Origin of the sequence: Sphingomonas phyllosphaerae 5.2 (assembly GCF_000419605.1) — a bacterium.
GTDB lineage: Bacteria > Pseudomonadota > Alphaproteobacteria > Sphingomonadales > Sphingomonadaceae > Sphingomonas > Sphingomonas phyllosphaerae_B.
Map to the genome: position 1 here is coordinate 1,640,267 of NZ_ATTI01000001.1, position 14,650 is coordinate 1,654,916.

Sequence of the window (14,650 nt, forward strand, 5' to 3'; positions counted from 1 at the left end):
GTAAGGGTTTGTCGGCGAAGGAGCTTTCTTGCGGTAGAGAAGGCGTGACGTGCTGCGGGAAGGACCATTGTGGGAAGCGATCAACCGGTCGCAACTGGTGATCGCGTTCGATCCGACCGGCGTGGTCACCTGGGCCAACGAGGCCTTCCTGCGCGCCATGGGCTATGCCGAGCGACAGGTGGTGGCGCGCCACCACCGCATGTTCTGCGACCCCGCCTATGTCGCGAGTGCCGAGTATTCGACCTTCTGGGAGCAACTGGTGCGCGGCGAGCATGAGGGCGGGCGCTTCCGCCGGCTGACGCGCGATCGGCGCGACGTGTGGCTGCGCGCCACCTACACGCCGATCACGGACCACGATGGTCGCGTCACCAGCATCGTGAAGATAGCGAACGACGTCAGCGATGAGGTGCGGCTGGCGCAGGAGGCGGAGCGTCGGCTGGAGGAGAGCCTGAAGCATCGCGCCGATGCCGACGGCTATCGCCGCCGCATGGAGGAACTGGTCTCGCAGCTGGGCGGCGTCGTCGACGCCATCGCCGGTATCGCGGCGCAGACCAACCTGCTCGCACTCAACGCCTCGATCGAAGCCGCCCGCGCCGGGGCTGCGGGTCGCGGCTTCGCGGTGGTCGCGGGCGAGGTGAAGAAGCTGGCCGGCGAAACGCAGGTCGCCACGGTGCGTGCACGGGAGCTGATGGGCGAGTAACGCTAAAGCTGATAACGCCGCGTCCCAAGCGCTCGGGAATGGTACGCCGCTCAGTCCCGCAGCCGCACCAGCCCCTCCTGCGCGACGCTTGCTACCAATCGCCCATCCGCCGCGAATATCCGCCCGCGATTCATGCCGCGACCGTGACCGGCCCAAGGGCTGTCCATCGAGTACAGCAACCACTCGTCGGTGCGCGCCGGTTCGTGCAGCCACAATGCATGATCGAGGCTCGCGGTCTGCATCCCTGGCGTGATCCACGTCACGCCATGCGGCAACATGCAGGTGCCCAGCAGCAGCATGTCGCTGGCGTAGGCCAGCACCGCGCGGTGCATCGCCGGATCGTCGCCGACCGGCGCGACCGCCCGGAACCAGCAATGCTGTATGGGCGGCGCGGGCGACGGCCGGGTCCAGTGACGCGGGGTCACCGGGCGATATTCGATCGGCCGCGGGCGGAGCAACTGGTCGCGGAAGCGCTCCGGGATCTGCTCCGAAACCGCCATCCGCAACGCCTGTTCGCTTTGCAGCGCGTCGGGCGGCGGGACGTCGGGCATGTCGTCCTGGTGCGACAGCCCGTCTTCCGCCCGCTGGAACGAGGCGGCCATGTTCAGGATCGGCGTTCCGCGCTGCATCGCGATCACGCGCCGGGTCGCGAAGCTGCGTCCTTCGAAATCGCGCACCACGCGGTAAATAATCGGGTGCTCCTCGGCACCGGCGCGCATAAAATAGGCGTGAAGTGAGTGCGCGACCTTGTCGGTCTCACCCGCCGAGCGCTGCGCGGCCTGCAATGCCTGTGCGATCACCTGTCCGCCGAAGACGCGCCCGACTCCGCCCGTCGAGCGCCGACCGCGATATAGATCGGTGTCGATCTCCTCGACGTCGAGCAGGTCGACAAGGTCGGCGACGAGCGCGGCGGGGGAGGGCGCGTCGCTCAATAGCCGCGCCCGCGTGCCAGCCGGTCGGCATGGAAGTTCGCGTCGCCGAACATTTCGGCGAGCACGCGCGCGCGCTTCATGAAGAGCCCGATGTCATATTCGTCGGTCATGCCGATTCCACCATGCATCTGAACGCCTTCCTGCACCGAGAGCGTCGTGGCAAGCCCGGACATCGCCTTGGCAAGCGATACCGCCCCGTCGGCCTGGTCGGCACCGGCGTCCAGCAGTTGCTGCGCCTTCAGTACGGCGGCACGCGCCACTTCCATCTCGGCATAAAGATGCGCGGCGCGGTGTTGAAGCGCCTGGAAGGTGCCGATCGCAACCCCGAACTGCTTGCGCTGCCGCAGGTAATCGGTCGTCATGTCCATCGCGCCGCCGCCGACGCCCAGCAGTTCCGCGGACGCCCCGACGCGTCCGGCGTGCAACAATCGCTCGAGCGGCGCGCGCCCGCCATCGACCTCACCAAGCACCGCATCGCCATCCAGCTCGACCCCCTCGAAGGTCAGCCGCGCCGCGATGCTCGTGTCCGCCAGCCGCTCCGGCGTCGAGGTCAGTCCCGCGGCGTCGGCTGGCACCACGAACAACGTCACGCCCTCGGCATCTTCGGTGCTGCCGGCGGTGCGGACAGCAACGATCAGCAGGTCCGCGACATGCCCGTGCGTCACGAATTGCTTGGCGCCGGTCAGGCGAAAGCCGTTACCGGCGCGCTCGGCACGCATCGCCACGCCGCTGCGGTGTTTGGCACCTTCGTCGATCGCCAGCGCCGCGACCGTCTCGCCCGCAAGGATGCCGGGATACCAGCGTTCCGCCTGCGGGCTGCCTTCCAGCGCCGCGACTGCCGCGACCGCCGTGGTCAGGAATGGCGACGGTGAAAGGTTGCGCCCGATCTCCTCCAGTACCACGCCTGCCTCGACATGGCCGAGGCCCAGCCCCCCGGATTCCTCGCCGATCAGGATGCCGGTGAAGCCCAGTTCGGCGAATTGTCTCCACAGACCGCGATCGAAGCCGGTCCCGTCGTGCGTGTCGCGCAAGCGCCGAAGATGCGCGATCGGCGCGTTTTCGCTCACGAAATCGCGTGCGGTTTCGCGTAACATCGTCTGTTCGTCGTTCAGAAAAAGCGGCATCGATCGAACCCCGTCACCCCGGCGATGTCGGGGCCTTGCGCCGCATGGACGCGGTTTGTGAAAGGAGACCCCGGCGCGCACCGGGCTGATGCGGAGATCACCCCGGAAGTTCGAGGATCCGTTTCGCAACGATGTTGAGCTGGATCTCGCTCGTTCCCCCCTCGATCGAGTTCGCCTTCGTGCGCAGCCACGCCCGCGCCGCGCGCCCGCCGCTGGATCGCTCGCTTTCCCACTCTATTGCGTCCGAGCCGCCCGCCGCCATCGCCAGCTCGTGACGCGCCTTGTTAAGCTCGGTACCGTAATATTTCATCATGCTCGGCTGCGCGGGATGCGCACGTCCTGCCTTCAACTCGTCGATGAAGCGCTCGCTTTGCGCTGCGAAGGCGGTGGCGCGTACCTCGTAGAGCGCGATCTGCGCGCGCAGCAGCGGGTCGGCCAGCCGCCCGTCGGCATCCACCCCGACCGTCGCCAGCGCACCTTCGATCAGCGCGTTGCCGCCGCCCGAGAGCCCCATGCCGGAGATCATCTCGCGCTCGTGCCCGAGCAGGTATTTGGCCACGTCCCAGCCCTTGTTCAATTCGCCGACGAGGTTCGCCTTCGGCACCTTAACGTCGTCGAAGAACGTCTCGCAAAACGGCGAATAGCCGCTGATCAGCAGGATCGGCTTTGTCGATACGCCCGGCGAGGCCATGTCGAACAGCACGAAGCTGATCCCGCCCTGCTTGGTCGCTCTGTCGGTGCGCACCAGGCAGAAGATCCAGTCGGCCTGATCGGCATAGCTGGTCCAAACCTTTTGCCCGTTGACCAAGAAGTGATCACCCGCATCCTCCGCGCTGGTGGCGAGGCTGGCGAGATCGGACCCGGCGTTCGGTTCCGAATAGCCCTGGCACCAACGGATATCGCCGCGCGCGATCTTGGGCAGATGCTCAAGCTTCTGCGCTTCGTTGCCGTATTTCAGCAACGCCGGCCCAAGCATCGAAATGCCGAAGCTGTTGAGTGGATTGCGCGCACCGATCCGCGTCATCTCCTCGCGCAACACCTTGGTTTCGGCCGGCGATAACCCGCCGCCGCCATAATCCTCCGGCCAGTCCGGCACGGTCCAGCCGCGTGCCGCCATCCGATCGAGCCAGGTCTTCTGGGGGGGCGTCATCCGGCTCTGGTCGCGTCCGCCCCAAACGACATCCTTCTCGGAGACGACGGGCTTGCGCATCTCGGCCGGGCAATTCTCCTCCAGCCAGGCCCGCGTTTCGGCGCGGAACGTGTCGAGATCGCTCATTTCAGCGCCTCCCCGTTGCGCAACGTCTTCGCGACCGGAAAGCCGTAGCGCTCCAGCCCCGCGACCACCTTGTCCACGCCCTCGGTCTTCGCCCAGAACATCGGCCCGCCGCGGTATACCGGCCAACCATAGCCATAGATCCAGACGACATCGATGTCGGACGCGCGCTGCGCCATGCCTTCCTCAAGGATCAGCGCGCCTTCGTTGACCATGGTATAAAGCGTGCGCGCGACGATCTCCTCATCGCTGATCTCACGCGGGCTCGCGCCTTCCCTCGCGCGGAAGTCGTCGATGATTTCGGCGACGCGCGGCGAAGGAGCGGGCGTTCGGTTCTCATCGTAATCGTAGAAGCCGGCGCCCTTCTTCTGCCCCCAGCGACCTTCGGCGGCCAGCGCGTCGCGGATGTTTTCGATGCGGGTCGGGTCGCGGTGCCACCCTATGTCGACGCCGGCGAGGTCGGCCATCTGGAACGGCCCCATCGGCATCCCGAACGCGACGTGCACTCGGTCGATCTGCTCCGGCGTGGCGCCTTCTATCAGCAGCTTGTTGGCCTCGACCTGGCGCGGCATCAGCATCCGGTTGCCGATGAAGCCGTGGCAGACGCCCGCGACCACCGCCACCTTCCTGATCTTCTTCGCCAGCGCCATGACCGTCGCCAGCACGTCCGGCGACGTCTGTGCGCCGCGAACCACCTCCAGCAATTTCATGACGTTGGCGGGCGAGAAGAAATGCATACCCAGCACGTCGCCGGGGCGCTTCGTCGCCGCGGCGATCTCGTCGATATTCAGGTAGCTCGTATTGCTCGCCAGGATCGCGCCCGGCCGGACGATCGCGTCGAGCTTGCCGAACAGCTCCTTCTTGACGCTCATTTCCTCGTACACCGCCTCGATGACGAGATCGCAGCCGGCGAGCGCGTCAAGCGACAGCGACGGCGTGAGCAGTCCCATCGCCTTATCTGGCGCGTCCGCGGGAATACGGCCCTTCGCCGCGCTCGCTTCGTAATTGCGCCGCATCACGCCAATGCCGCGGTTCAGCGCGTCCTGCTGCATCTCCACGATCGTCACCGCGATACCCGCCGACAGGAAGTTCATGGCGATTCCACCCCCCATCGTGCCCGCGCCGATCACGCCGACGTGGCGAACCGGGCGCAGCGGGGTGGCCGGGTCGACGCCGTCGATCTTCGCCGCCTGCCGTTCGGCAAAGAAGATGTGCCGCTGCGCTGCCGATTGCGTGCCGTTCATCAACGCCATGAACTGCTCGCGCTCGAACGCGACGCCCTCCTCGAAGGGCTTCTCACCCGCCGCCACGACGCAGGCGATGCATGCTCCGGGGGCATCGAAGCCGCGCAGCTTGCGGCCATGCGCCTCGCGGAAGGCATCGACTGCTGCGGGATCGGGTTCAATGTGCCGATCACGCACGCGCGGGATCGGGCGCTTGCCCGCGACTTCGCGGGCGAAGGCGATCGCATCGCCCTCCAGTGTCCCTTCACCGACGACGCGATCGAGCAGCCCGGCCGCCGCCGCTGCCTTCGCTGACACCGGATTGCCCAGTACGATCATCTCCAGCGCAGCTGCGATACCGATGACGCGCGGCAATCGTTGCGTGCCGCCGGCGCCCGGCAGCAGCCCCAGCTTGACCTCCGGCGTGCCCAGTTTCGCCGACGGGACGGCGACCCGGTAATGGCACCCCAGCGCCACTTCGCACCCGCCGCCCAGCGCAGTGCCGTGGATCGCCGCCACCACCGGCGTCGGGCTTGCCTCGATCATGTCGATCAGCGTCGGCAGCGGCACGCCCGTCAATGGCTTGCCGAATTCACCGATATCGGCACCCGCAAAGAACGTGCGCCCGTCGCATCGCAGCACCATCGCGGCGATGCTGGCGTCGGCAGCCCCTTCCTTGATCGCAGCTTCCAACCCGTCGCGCACGGCCGCGCTCAGCGCGTTAACTGGCGGCGAGTCCGATACGATCACCAGGATGTCGCCATGCCGCTCGGTGCGGACGGGCGCGCGATGGTCGGTTGTCTGCGACGTCATGGGCGGCCACTCTCCTCGATGCCAGCCTTCGCGCCGGCATACCGTTGTTTCGAACACGTTTGACATCTATCGCGACCGGGGAGGGTCGCGCAACCGCCGTCGTACGAACCGAAGCAACTATGTCGCGAGCCGCTGGCCCCCCGAGCGGCAGCCGGAGCATCTGGCGCTGCCGACAATTTTTCGGCGAGCACCGACAGCCACATCGCTGCGGCGCGCCGCGCGCGTGCCGCGTCGGGCAGACGATCGGTGGCTTGTTGCGCTCGCGTACAAACCCTAAGCATCGATCAGGGACGTAGTATTTCTGGGGGGCAGGCCATCCGATGCGGGTGACGAAGGACTTTTTGCGTGGGCGCGGCCGGCACGCGATGACCGAGGCCGAGAAGGACGTGCTGGAGCGCGCCGTCGAGCGCGTCGAGCGATTGCCCGCGCGCACCATCGTCACGCGGCGGGGGGAACCGGTGATGTACAGCACCTTGCTGCTCGATGGCGTCATGTGCCGCTATATGGATGCACGCGACGGCTTCCGGCAGTTGGTGGCATTGCAGATCACCGGCGATTTCGTCGACCTGCACGGCTATCCGCTGCGCCGGCTGGACCACGATGTCGGCACGCTTGCCGATTCGACCATCGCGCTGATCCCGCATGCGCGGATCGACCTCATTCTGGCGGAACATCCGCAGCTTGCGCGCCTCATGTGGCGTTCGACGCTGCTCGACGCCGCGCTCCACCGTGAATGGATATTCCGCATCGGGCGCCTCGATGCCGCTGGGCGGCTCGCGCACTTTCTGCTGGAGACCTATCACCGGATGCGCGTCGTGGGCGCGGCGGATGGCGGCACCTTCGCCTTTGCGCTGACGCAGCAGGATCTCGGCGAGGCGCTGGGGCTGACCAGCGTGCACGTCAACCGCATGCTGCGGCGGCTGCGCGAGGCCGGGCTCCTCGACTTCGCGCGTGGCACGGTGCGCATCCTCGACCATGATCGGCTGGCGCGGCTCGGGGAGTTCGACCCCGACTATCTCTACCTCGAGGAAGGTAAGTGGCAGACCGCGCCTTGATCCGGCGCCGCATCGCGGCATGAAGTCGCTTGGCCGCAGCGCGTAAATAGCCTTAGGTGCTGGTCATGTCCGATCAGCTCCCGCCCGCCGAACCGTTCATTCCGGCGCCCACTGCGGCGGGGATCGACCCACCGCTACGCCGTGATCGCCTGCTGGCGGGGCTGACGCTGACCGCCGGGATCGGGCTGATGCTTGGCCTGCCGTTCGCGTTGCAGGCGGGGGCCGAGTTCTTCATGCCGACCTCGATTGCGCTGGTCGTCTCGCTGGCGCTGATCCCGTTGCTCGAGTGGCTCGAGCGACGGCGGCTGCCCTCGGCGATCGCGGCGTTACTCTGCGTCGTGCTGTTCCTGGTGATCGCCAACGTCGCACTGGCCGCGATCGTGGTGCCGGCGACCGAATTCTTCCGGCTGCTGCCGCGTCGCATCCACCGCATCCAGGCGAACCTCGCCCCGATCCTCGATCTTTATTCCAGTCTGGAGCGTTACGCGAACCGGACCTTGCGCCAGATCGCGACCACTCCGGTGCGGCCGTCGCCGGCCACCACGGTCGCGCCGCCGAGTTCGATCGTCGAGCTGGCCGCCACCTCGGCACCCGCGGTCATCATCCAGACCTTCTACGCGATTCTGGTGGCCTTCTTCTTCCTGTCCGGTTGGACTCGGATGCGCGAGAAGATGATCACCGGACGCGCCAGCTTCGGCGGTGCGATGACGACCGCGCGCGTGTTGCAGGAAATGGTCGATGCGGTGTCCTCGTACCTGGGCACCATCACCGCGATCAACATCGCACTGGGCGCGATCGTGGCGGGTGCGCTGCACCTGCTGGGGATGCCGTTCCCCTTGATGTGGGGCGGGATCGTCACCCTGCTCAACTACGTGCCGTATTTCGGGCCGGTGGTCGCGGCGCTGCTGCTGGCGATCGGTGGGCTGATGACCTTTTCCGACGTGTGGACCGCCTTGTCGGCGCCCGCGATCATGTATGGCGCGCACCTGATCGAGGCCAATGTGGTGACGCCGTTGATCGTCGGGCATCGCCTGACGATCAACCCGGTGATGATCCTCATCTCGATCAGCTTCTGGGGCTGGGTATGGGGCACGGTGGGCGCGTTGCTGGCGGTGCCGATCCTCATCATCGTCCAGACGATCCTGTCCGCCGCCGGGCGTCCCGACATCGCCGGCTTCCTGTTCGAGGACGGTACGCTGATGCGCGGGCAGGAGGAGCAGGCGACGGTAATTGAAAAAGTACCCGACAGCCGTTGACAGGGTTCGGCACGCCGCCTAGTTGGCGCGCCTCACGCTTCTCCAAGCGGGTGTAGCTCAGTTGGTTAGAGCGCCGGCCTGTCACGCCGGAGGTCGCGGGTTCGAGCCCCGTCACTCGCGCCACCCTTCGGGATGGTTTTTGGTAGCGGCGTTTTCCGGCAGGAAATGCGCGTGTTAGCGGACGTGATGTCCGTGCAGACGCGCATCCCGCCGATGGAATGCGGGTGTAGCTCAGTTGGTTAGAGCGCCGGCCTGTCACGCCGGAGGTCGCGGGTTCGAGCCCCGTCACTCGCGCCATTCTTCAATGGCTTGTCGTCAGCATCAGCGCCAGCGCCCGGTTTCCATCCAGCGCAGCAGCGGCTTGAGCGGCGTGATCCACACGATCCCGGTGACGAGGTAGAAGGCGAGCTGAACCGCGCCGTGCCAGTGCCCGATGGTGCCGGATAATGATGCGATTCCGACGCACCAGATGAGGATCAGGAGCAGGATAAGCAGCATTCCGACCGGTTTGCGCCACGACGGTGTCATTCGGTGATCCAATCCTGCTCGGTGGCGATTGCATGAAGCGGCATGTCCCATGGATCGGCCGGTATCGCCTCCAGCCGTTGCACGCTCCACGCCACGCCGATCCGCTTCGCGTGCGGGAACGCCTCGAAGGCGCGGTCGTAATGACCCGCACCTTGCCCGATGCGGTTCAGGTGGCGATCGAACGCGACCAGCGGCGTCAGTACGATGTCGGGCGCTACCGCCACGTCTTCGCCCGCTGGCTGTCGCAACCCGAACGGCCCTGCCGTCAGCGCCGTGTCTGGTGCCCAGCGAAGGAACCGCAACGGCGTCGCCCGGTCCACGACGTGCGGGAGCGCCAACGAACACCCCGCGGCCGCCGCAGCCTGCGCCAGCGGCGCCGGATCCGCCTCGCTGCCGATCGGTACATAGCTCGCGACCACCAGCCCGGGGGACAGCAGTGCCATGAACCGGCGGTCAGCGCGGATCGGCGCATGCGCGGACACGACAAACGCGTCGCGCGCGGCTCTGGCTGCGGCGCGCAGGACTCGTTTGTCCGTCATGGCGTCCGATGGAAGAGGCGGGTGGCGGGACCGCCGTGGCCGTGTGCCGGGGTATCCACTGACGCTCGGTACGTCAGGTGGGAATCATGTGCGTCGGACCAGGATCCGGGCAGGGACAACCCCCATGGAAGATGAATAGCCTCAGGGATAGTTCTAGGCTCGTACCGGGCAGAACCCGCCGACACCAACTTAGGCGCTCGGCAGCGTTTGCTCAAGGGCTGCGGCGATCGATTCGAGTCGTTCCGACAATCGGTCGAGCGCCACGCCTTCCGGCGTCTCGGGCGGCGGGGCGTTGCGCGCGTCGATCAGCGCATCGGCCACCATCAGCGCGGCCAGGAGCATCGCGCGGTTCGCGCCCCCCGCACCCGCGGCGCGGCGTGCCACGTCCCAGCGCTCGTCGATCAGCGCCGCCGCCTGCTCCAGCCGCGCTTCGCCACCGTCGCGGCACGCGAGATCGTAGGTCGTATCGCCGATGCGCAGGTTCACGAGCGCCATCAGTCGGCTCCTTGCGCGTCGGCTTCGTTGGCGATGATCGCGTCCAGCGCCGCGATGGCCTGCGCCATCGTCGCCTTCAAGGTGGCGTGCCGGCGTTCGAGCAGGGTGTCGGCGGCGTGCCGCGCGGCGATCGCCTGTTCGACGCGTCCGATGGCGGCGTCGAGCCGGGCGATCGCGGGATTTTCCATAATCCGATCGCGATAGGATCGTGCGCGCCCGCCGACAAGTAGCTTGCGCGGCGGAACGATGCAGCGCGGCGGTTGACGGTTGCGCATCCACCTGCGCAAAAGCCGCCGCATCTGGACGGAACTTGGCGGAGAGTGACGATGACGAAGGTGGCGATCAACGGCTTCGGGCGCATCGGCCGGCTGGTGGCGCGCGCGCTGCTGGAGCGCGGCAGCGAGCTGGAACTGGTGGCGATCAACGATCTGGCCGATACCAAGTCCAATGCCTGGCTGTTCAGCCGCGACAGCGTGCACGGCAAGTACGCCGGGACCGTCGAAGCCGATGGGCAGGACATGGTAATCGACGGCAAGCGCATTCGCGTCACCGCCGAGCGTGATCCCGCCAACCTGCCGCATGCCGAACTGGGCGTCGACATCGTGCTGGAATGCACCGGCTTCTTCACCGACCGCGCCAGCGCGCAGAAGCACATCGATGCCGGCGCGAAAAAGGTGTTGATCTCGGCCCCGGCCAAGGGCGTCGACATCACCGTCGTCTACGGCGTGAACCACGACAAGCTCGAAGCCGGCCACACGATCGTGTCGAACGCGTCGTGCACCACCAACTGCCTGGCGCCGGTCGCCAAGGTGCTGAACGACGCGATCGGGATCGAGCGCGGATTGATGACCACGATCCACGCATACACCAACGACCAGAAAATCCTCGATCAGATCCACCCGGACCTGCGCCGCGCGCGCGCCGCGGCGATGAACATCATCCCGACCACGACCGGCGCGGCACGCGCGGTGGGCGAGGTGCTGCCTGAACTGAAGGGCAAGCTGGACGGCTCGGCAGTACGCGTCCCGGTTCCGGACGGCAGCCTCGTCGACCTGACCTTCACGCCGGCGCGCGACACGACGAAGGAAGAGGTCAACGCGCTGCTGAAGGCGGCTGCGGAAGGCCCGATGAAGGGCGTGCTGGAATTCTCGGACGAACCCTTGGTGTCGATCGACATCGTCCACACGCCGTTCTCCTCGACGGTCGACAGTCTTGAGACTGCGGTGATCGACGGCAAGCTGGTGCGCGTCGTCAGCTGGTACGACAACGAATGGGGGTTTTCGAACCGCATGGTCGACACCGCTTCGGCGATGGCCAAGCTGGGGTGAGCAACCCGCCGTCATGCCGGCAGAAGCCGGCATCTCCCTGTAATGGAGAGACCCCGGCCGCCGTCGGGGTGACGGGCGCGGGGGCGGGTGCATGACCGGCACCTTGCTGGGCATCGCGCGCCACGCGCGCTCGCGCGCGCCGATGCAGTTGGTGGACCGTGTCGAGGTCAGCGTGGATGGCGGCATCCATGGTGACTTCCGCGGCGCGATGCGTGGCAAGCCCTACAAGCGGCAAGTGACGCTGATGGAGCGCGGCGACTGGGTGGCGGCAATGGCCGAGGTCGGCCACACGATCGGCTGGCAGGAGCGCCGTGCGAACCTGCTGGTCGACGGCTTCGACCTGCCGCAAGCGCCGGGCGTGCGGCTGCGGATCGGCGGCGACGTGGTGCTGGAAGTCACGCGTGAATGCGACCCGTGCGACCGCATGGAGGCGCTGGCCGCCGGTTTGCGCGCGGCGCTGACGCCTGACTGGCGCGGCGGTGCGTGCGCGATGGTGGTGGAGGGCGGCTGGATCGCCGCCGGTGATGAAATCAGGATCGAGGAATCATGACCAAGTCCTTCCGAACACTCGACGATATCGGTGACGTCCGCGGCAAGCGCGTGCTGGTGCGCGAAGATTTGAACGTGCCGTTGCACGACGGGCGGGTCAGCGACGACACCCGGCTGCGCGCAACCGTGCCGACGGTGGCCGAACTCGCCGACAAGGGCGCGATCGTGCTGGTGCTGGCGCATTTCGGGCGTCCGAAGGGCGTGCCGTCGCCGGAGACCTCGCTGGCGCAGATCGTAAGGCCGTATGAAACGGTGTTGGGTCGCCCGGTCCGCTACATCGATTGGGAAGGCGCCGCAGCGGCGATCGCGACGATGCAGCCCGGCGACATCGGCGTGCTGGAGAATACGCGCTTCTTCGGCGGCGAGGAAAAGAACGATCCGGCGGTGGTAGAGCGCTTCGCCGCGTTCGGCGACCTCTACGTCAACGACGCCTTCTCGGCGGCGCATCGCGCGCATGCCTCGACGGAGGGTTTGGCGCATCGCCTGCCGTCGTTCGCCGGCCGTGCGATGGAAGCCGAACTCGACGCGTTGGAGAAGGCGCTCGGCAAGCCCGAGCATCCCGTCGCCGCAGTGGTAGGCGGTGCGAAGGTGTCGACCAAGCTGGCAGTACTCAAGCACCTGGTCACGCGCGTCGACCATCTCATCATCGGCGGCGGGATGGCGAACACCTTCCTCGCCGCGCGCGGCGTCGATGTCGGCAAAAGCCTGTGCGAGCACGAGCTGACCGGGACCGCCGAGGAGATTTTCGATGCTGCCGAGCAGGCCGGCTGCACGATCCATCTGCCCTATGACGTGGTGGTCGCCACCGAGTTCAGGCCGAACCCACCGACCCGCACCGTCAACGTCCATGAGGTCGCCGCCGACGAGATGATCCTCGACGTCGGCCCGGCCGCGACCGAATCGCTGGGCGACGTGCTCAAGAACTGCCGGACGCTGGTGTGGAACGGCCCGCTCGGCGCGTTCGAGACGCCGCCGTTCGACACCGCCACGGTCGCTCTGGCGCGTACTGCCGCGGCACTGACCAAGGAAGGCAGCCTCGTCTCGGTCGCGGGCGGCGGTGACACGGTCGCCGCGCTGAACCAGGCTGGCGCGGGCGACTCGTTCACCTTCGTCTCCACCGCCGGCGGCGCCTTCCTGGAGTGGATGGAAGGTCGCGAATTGCCGGGGGTCGCGGCGCTCCAGCGCTGACGCGTGTCAGGCGTGCAGGCGGCGATCGTCGCCGGCACGCTGCGACAGGATCGCACGGGCGTCGCCCGGCGTACGCACCTCGCCATGCGGGCCACCGGCCGCCGTCAACACGCGCTCGAGCAGTTCCAGTCCCTCGGGCCATTGCCCAAGCCCGCTGGCGGCGTTGATGTGACCGTGCGCGCCGTAATCGACGAAATGGCTGCCCCAGTCGACCGCCATGCTGTGCGCGCGCTCGACCGTCACCCACGGGTCGTCGTTCGATGCGACGAGGATCGAGGGGAAGGGCAGCGCCAGCTTCGGCGCGGGCCCGAACGGCGCCAGTTCGCTGGCGATCCCGGCGCGATCGACGTCCGCCGGTGCGACCAGCAGCGCACCCGCCACCGGCCATCCATAAGGCTGCGGGCTCATCGACGCCCACCACGCGATCGCGATGCAGCCAAGGCTATGACCGACGAGGATTACCGGCGCCCGTGCCGAGGACACCGCCTGGTCGATTTTCGTCACCCAGCTGTTGCGATGCGGACGGTCCCACATTCCGAGATCGATGCGCGACGTATCGGGGCGGCTGCGCTCCCACAAAGTTTGCCAGTGCGCCGGACCCGAACCACCCAGGCCGGGGACGGTCAGCACGGTCGGCTGAACCGACAGATCGTAGTTGGCATGTCCCATGACGTACCTCCTGTTCCCGTGTGCAGGCGAGGCCGCGGTTCAGTGTGGGGTCGGGCATACCGCGGCCTCTGATCCGACATGTAATCCCGAGTAGATTGATCGGCAATCGTGCAGCGCAGCAAGTCGTGCAAACGGTGCCCCTGCTGCGACGAGGCGTTGCGCGGCTTGCCGCGACCGGCGCGGCGCGCGATAGCGCCGCAATGTCCGCTAACCCCAAACAGCGTGCCGACCAATTGCTCGTCGATCGCGGCCTTGCCGAGTCGCGCACGCGCGCGCAGTCGCTGATCATGGCCGGGCTCGTCTTTGCCGGTGACCGCAAGATCGAGAAGCCCGGGCAGTCGCTGCCGGGCGATACGCTCCTCGACGTACGCGGGCGCGATCACCCCTGGGTCTCGCGCGGCGGCATCAAGCTGGCGCATGGCCTCGATCATTTCGGCTGGGACGTGGCCGGGGCCGTGGCGATCGACGTCGGCTCCTCGACCGGCGGCTTCACCGACGTGCTGCTCAGTCGCGGCGCGGCGCGCGTGTACGCGGTCGATAGCGGCACGAACCAGCTGGCATGGAAACTGCGGCAGGACGATCGCGTCATCGTCCATGAACAGACCAGCGCACGCATCCTGACCACGGCGCATATCCCCGAGCCGATCGACCTGGTGGTGTGCGACGCCAGCTTCATCGGATTGGCGAAGGTGCTGGAGGTGCCGCTCGGCTTCGTGCGCGCCGGCGGCCGCGCGATGGCGCTGGTTAAGCCGCAGTTCGAGGCCGGGCGCGGCGAGGTGGGGAAGGGCGGAGTGGTGCGCGACCCGGCGATCCACGCGCGCGTCTGCACGGAGGTGGCGGACTGGTTCACCGCCGGTGGCTGGCAGGTGGAAGGCGTGGTCGAAAGCCCGATCACCGGGCCGGAGGGGAACGTGGAATTCCTGCTCGCGGCGCATCGTGGTTGAACCGCGTCACGCGCCGCGCGCTATGCATGATGTC

16 protein-coding genes and 2 tRNA genes are annotated in these 14,650 nt (G+C 67.4%); 9 read left to right on the forward strand and 9 right to left on the reverse strand.

The window, feature by feature from the left end; translation table 11 throughout:
• The first annotated feature begins 49 nt into the window (after window positions 1–49).
• On the forward strand, window positions 50–700 hold the full coding sequence (locus SPHPHY_RS22635; RefSeq protein ID WP_028056622.1) for a methyl-accepting chemotaxis protein: 651 nt from the start codon (window positions 50–52) through the stop codon (window positions 698–700).
• A gap of 50 nt (window positions 701–750) precedes the next feature.
• On the opposite strand, the gene SPHPHY_RS0107670 is transcribed toward SPHPHY_RS22635, so the two are convergent.
• The 4 genes from SPHPHY_RS0107670 to SPHPHY_RS0107685 all read right to left on the reverse strand — a co-directional run bounded on the left by SPHPHY_RS0107670 (window position 751) and on the right by SPHPHY_RS0107685 (window position 6,065).
• Window positions 751–1,632, reverse strand: coding sequence for an acyl-CoA thioesterase (locus SPHPHY_RS0107670; RefSeq protein ID WP_022686100.1), 882 nt, complete (start codon window positions 1,630–1,632; stop codon window positions 751–753).
• Window positions 1,629–2,756: an acyl-CoA dehydrogenase family protein gene (locus SPHPHY_RS0107675; protein ID WP_022686101.1), complete on the reverse strand. Its 1,128-nt coding sequence runs from the start codon at window positions 2,754–2,756 to the stop codon at window positions 1,629–1,631. The genes SPHPHY_RS0107670 and SPHPHY_RS0107675 overlap by 4 nt, the downstream gene beginning before the upstream one ends.
• A 97-nt stretch (window positions 2,757–2,853) precedes the next feature.
• Window positions 2,854–4,032 carry an acyl-CoA dehydrogenase family protein gene (locus SPHPHY_RS0107680; protein WP_022686102.1) on the reverse strand — a complete coding sequence of 393 codons (1,179 nt, stop codon included), beginning with the start codon at window positions 4,030–4,032 and terminating at the stop codon, window positions 2,854–2,856.
• Window positions 4,029–6,065, reverse strand: a complete 2,037-nt coding sequence (locus SPHPHY_RS0107685) for a 3-hydroxyacyl-CoA dehydrogenase NAD-binding domain-containing protein (protein WP_022686103.1) — start codon at window positions 6,063–6,065, stop codon at window positions 4,029–4,031. Before SPHPHY_RS0107685 ends, SPHPHY_RS0107680 begins: the two co-directional genes overlap by 4 nt.
• A 320-nt stretch (window positions 6,066–6,385) precedes the next feature.
• Here SPHPHY_RS0107685 and SPHPHY_RS0107690 point away from each other — a divergent pair, with 320 nt between their 5' ends.
• The 4 genes from SPHPHY_RS0107690 (at window position 6,386) to SPHPHY_RS0107705 (ending at window position 8,673) form a co-directional block, all read left to right on the forward strand.
• A complete protein-coding gene (locus SPHPHY_RS0107690) occupies window positions 6,386–7,120 on the forward strand; it encodes a Crp/Fnr family transcriptional regulator (RefSeq protein WP_022686104.1) in 735 nt (244 codons plus the stop codon).
• Between the two features lie 65 nt (window positions 7,121–7,185).
• Complete coding sequence (locus tag SPHPHY_RS19705) at window positions 7,186–8,376, forward strand: AI-2E family transporter (protein WP_022686105.1); 1,191 nt, start codon at window positions 7,186–7,188, stop codon at window positions 8,374–8,376.
• Between the two features lie 46 nt (window positions 8,377–8,422).
• Window positions 8,423–8,499 (forward strand) — tRNA-Asp (locus SPHPHY_RS0107700).
• Window positions 8,500–8,596: 97 nt separating this feature from the next.
• Window positions 8,597–8,673, forward strand: a tRNA-Asp gene (locus tag SPHPHY_RS0107705).
• 24 nt (window positions 8,674–8,697) lie between these two features.
• On the opposite strand, the gene SPHPHY_RS0107710 is transcribed toward SPHPHY_RS0107705, so the two are convergent.
• The 4 genes from SPHPHY_RS0107710 to SPHPHY_RS0107725 form a co-directional block, all read right to left on the reverse strand.
• Window positions 8,698–8,904: a DUF2842 domain-containing protein gene (locus SPHPHY_RS0107710; protein WP_022686106.1), complete on the reverse strand. Its 207-nt coding sequence runs from the start codon at window positions 8,902–8,904 to the stop codon at window positions 8,698–8,700.
• Entirely contained in the window at window positions 8,901–9,443 is a 543-nt protein-coding gene (locus tag SPHPHY_RS0107715; protein ID WP_022686107.1) for a 5-formyltetrahydrofolate cyclo-ligase, read from the reverse strand. Before SPHPHY_RS0107715 ends, SPHPHY_RS0107710 begins: the two co-directional genes overlap by 4 nt.
• Window positions 9,444–9,632: 189 nt before the next feature.
• Window positions 9,633–9,938 carry a cell division protein ZapA gene (locus SPHPHY_RS0107720; protein WP_022686108.1) on the reverse strand — a complete coding sequence of 102 codons (306 nt, stop codon included), beginning with the start codon at window positions 9,936–9,938 and terminating at the stop codon, window positions 9,633–9,635.
• Complete coding sequence (locus SPHPHY_RS0107725) at window positions 9,938–10,126, reverse strand: hypothetical protein (RefSeq protein WP_028056624.1); 189 nt, start codon at window positions 10,124–10,126, stop codon at window positions 9,938–9,940. The genes SPHPHY_RS0107720 and SPHPHY_RS0107725 overlap by 1 nt, the downstream gene beginning before the upstream one ends.
• A gap of 138 nt (window positions 10,127–10,264) precedes the next feature.
• Here SPHPHY_RS0107725 and gap point away from each other — a divergent pair, with 138 nt between their 5' ends.
• The 3 genes from gap to SPHPHY_RS0107740 all read left to right on the forward strand — a co-directional run bounded on the left by gap (window position 10,265) and on the right by SPHPHY_RS0107740 (window position 13,003).
• A complete protein-coding gene (gap, locus tag SPHPHY_RS0107730; protein WP_022686110.1) occupies window positions 10,265–11,266 on the forward strand; it encodes a type I glyceraldehyde-3-phosphate dehydrogenase in 1,002 nt (333 codons plus the stop codon).
• Window positions 11,267–11,357: 91 nt separating this feature from the next.
• Window positions 11,358–11,816 carry an MOSC domain-containing protein gene (locus tag SPHPHY_RS0107735; RefSeq protein ID WP_022686111.1) on the forward strand — a complete coding sequence of 153 codons (459 nt, stop codon included), beginning with the start codon at window positions 11,358–11,360 and terminating at the stop codon, window positions 11,814–11,816.
• Window positions 11,813–13,003, forward strand: coding sequence for a phosphoglycerate kinase (locus tag SPHPHY_RS0107740; protein WP_022686112.1), 1,191 nt, complete (start codon window positions 11,813–11,815; stop codon window positions 13,001–13,003). The genes SPHPHY_RS0107735 and SPHPHY_RS0107740 overlap by 4 nt, the downstream gene beginning before the upstream one ends.
• Before the next feature lie 6 nt (window positions 13,004–13,009).
• Here the strand turns inward: SPHPHY_RS0107740 and SPHPHY_RS0107745 are convergent, their stop codons facing one another.
• Entirely contained in the window at window positions 13,010–13,672 is a 663-nt protein-coding gene (locus SPHPHY_RS0107745) for an RBBP9/YdeN family alpha/beta hydrolase (protein WP_022686113.1), read from the reverse strand.
• Window positions 13,673–13,872: 200 nt separating this feature from the next.
• On the opposite strand from SPHPHY_RS0107745, the gene SPHPHY_RS0107750 reads away from it, so the two are divergent.
• Entirely contained in the window at window positions 13,873–14,616 is a 744-nt protein-coding gene (locus SPHPHY_RS0107750; protein WP_043130800.1) for a TlyA family RNA methyltransferase, read from the forward strand.
• Window positions 14,617–14,650: the final 34 nt, after the last annotated feature.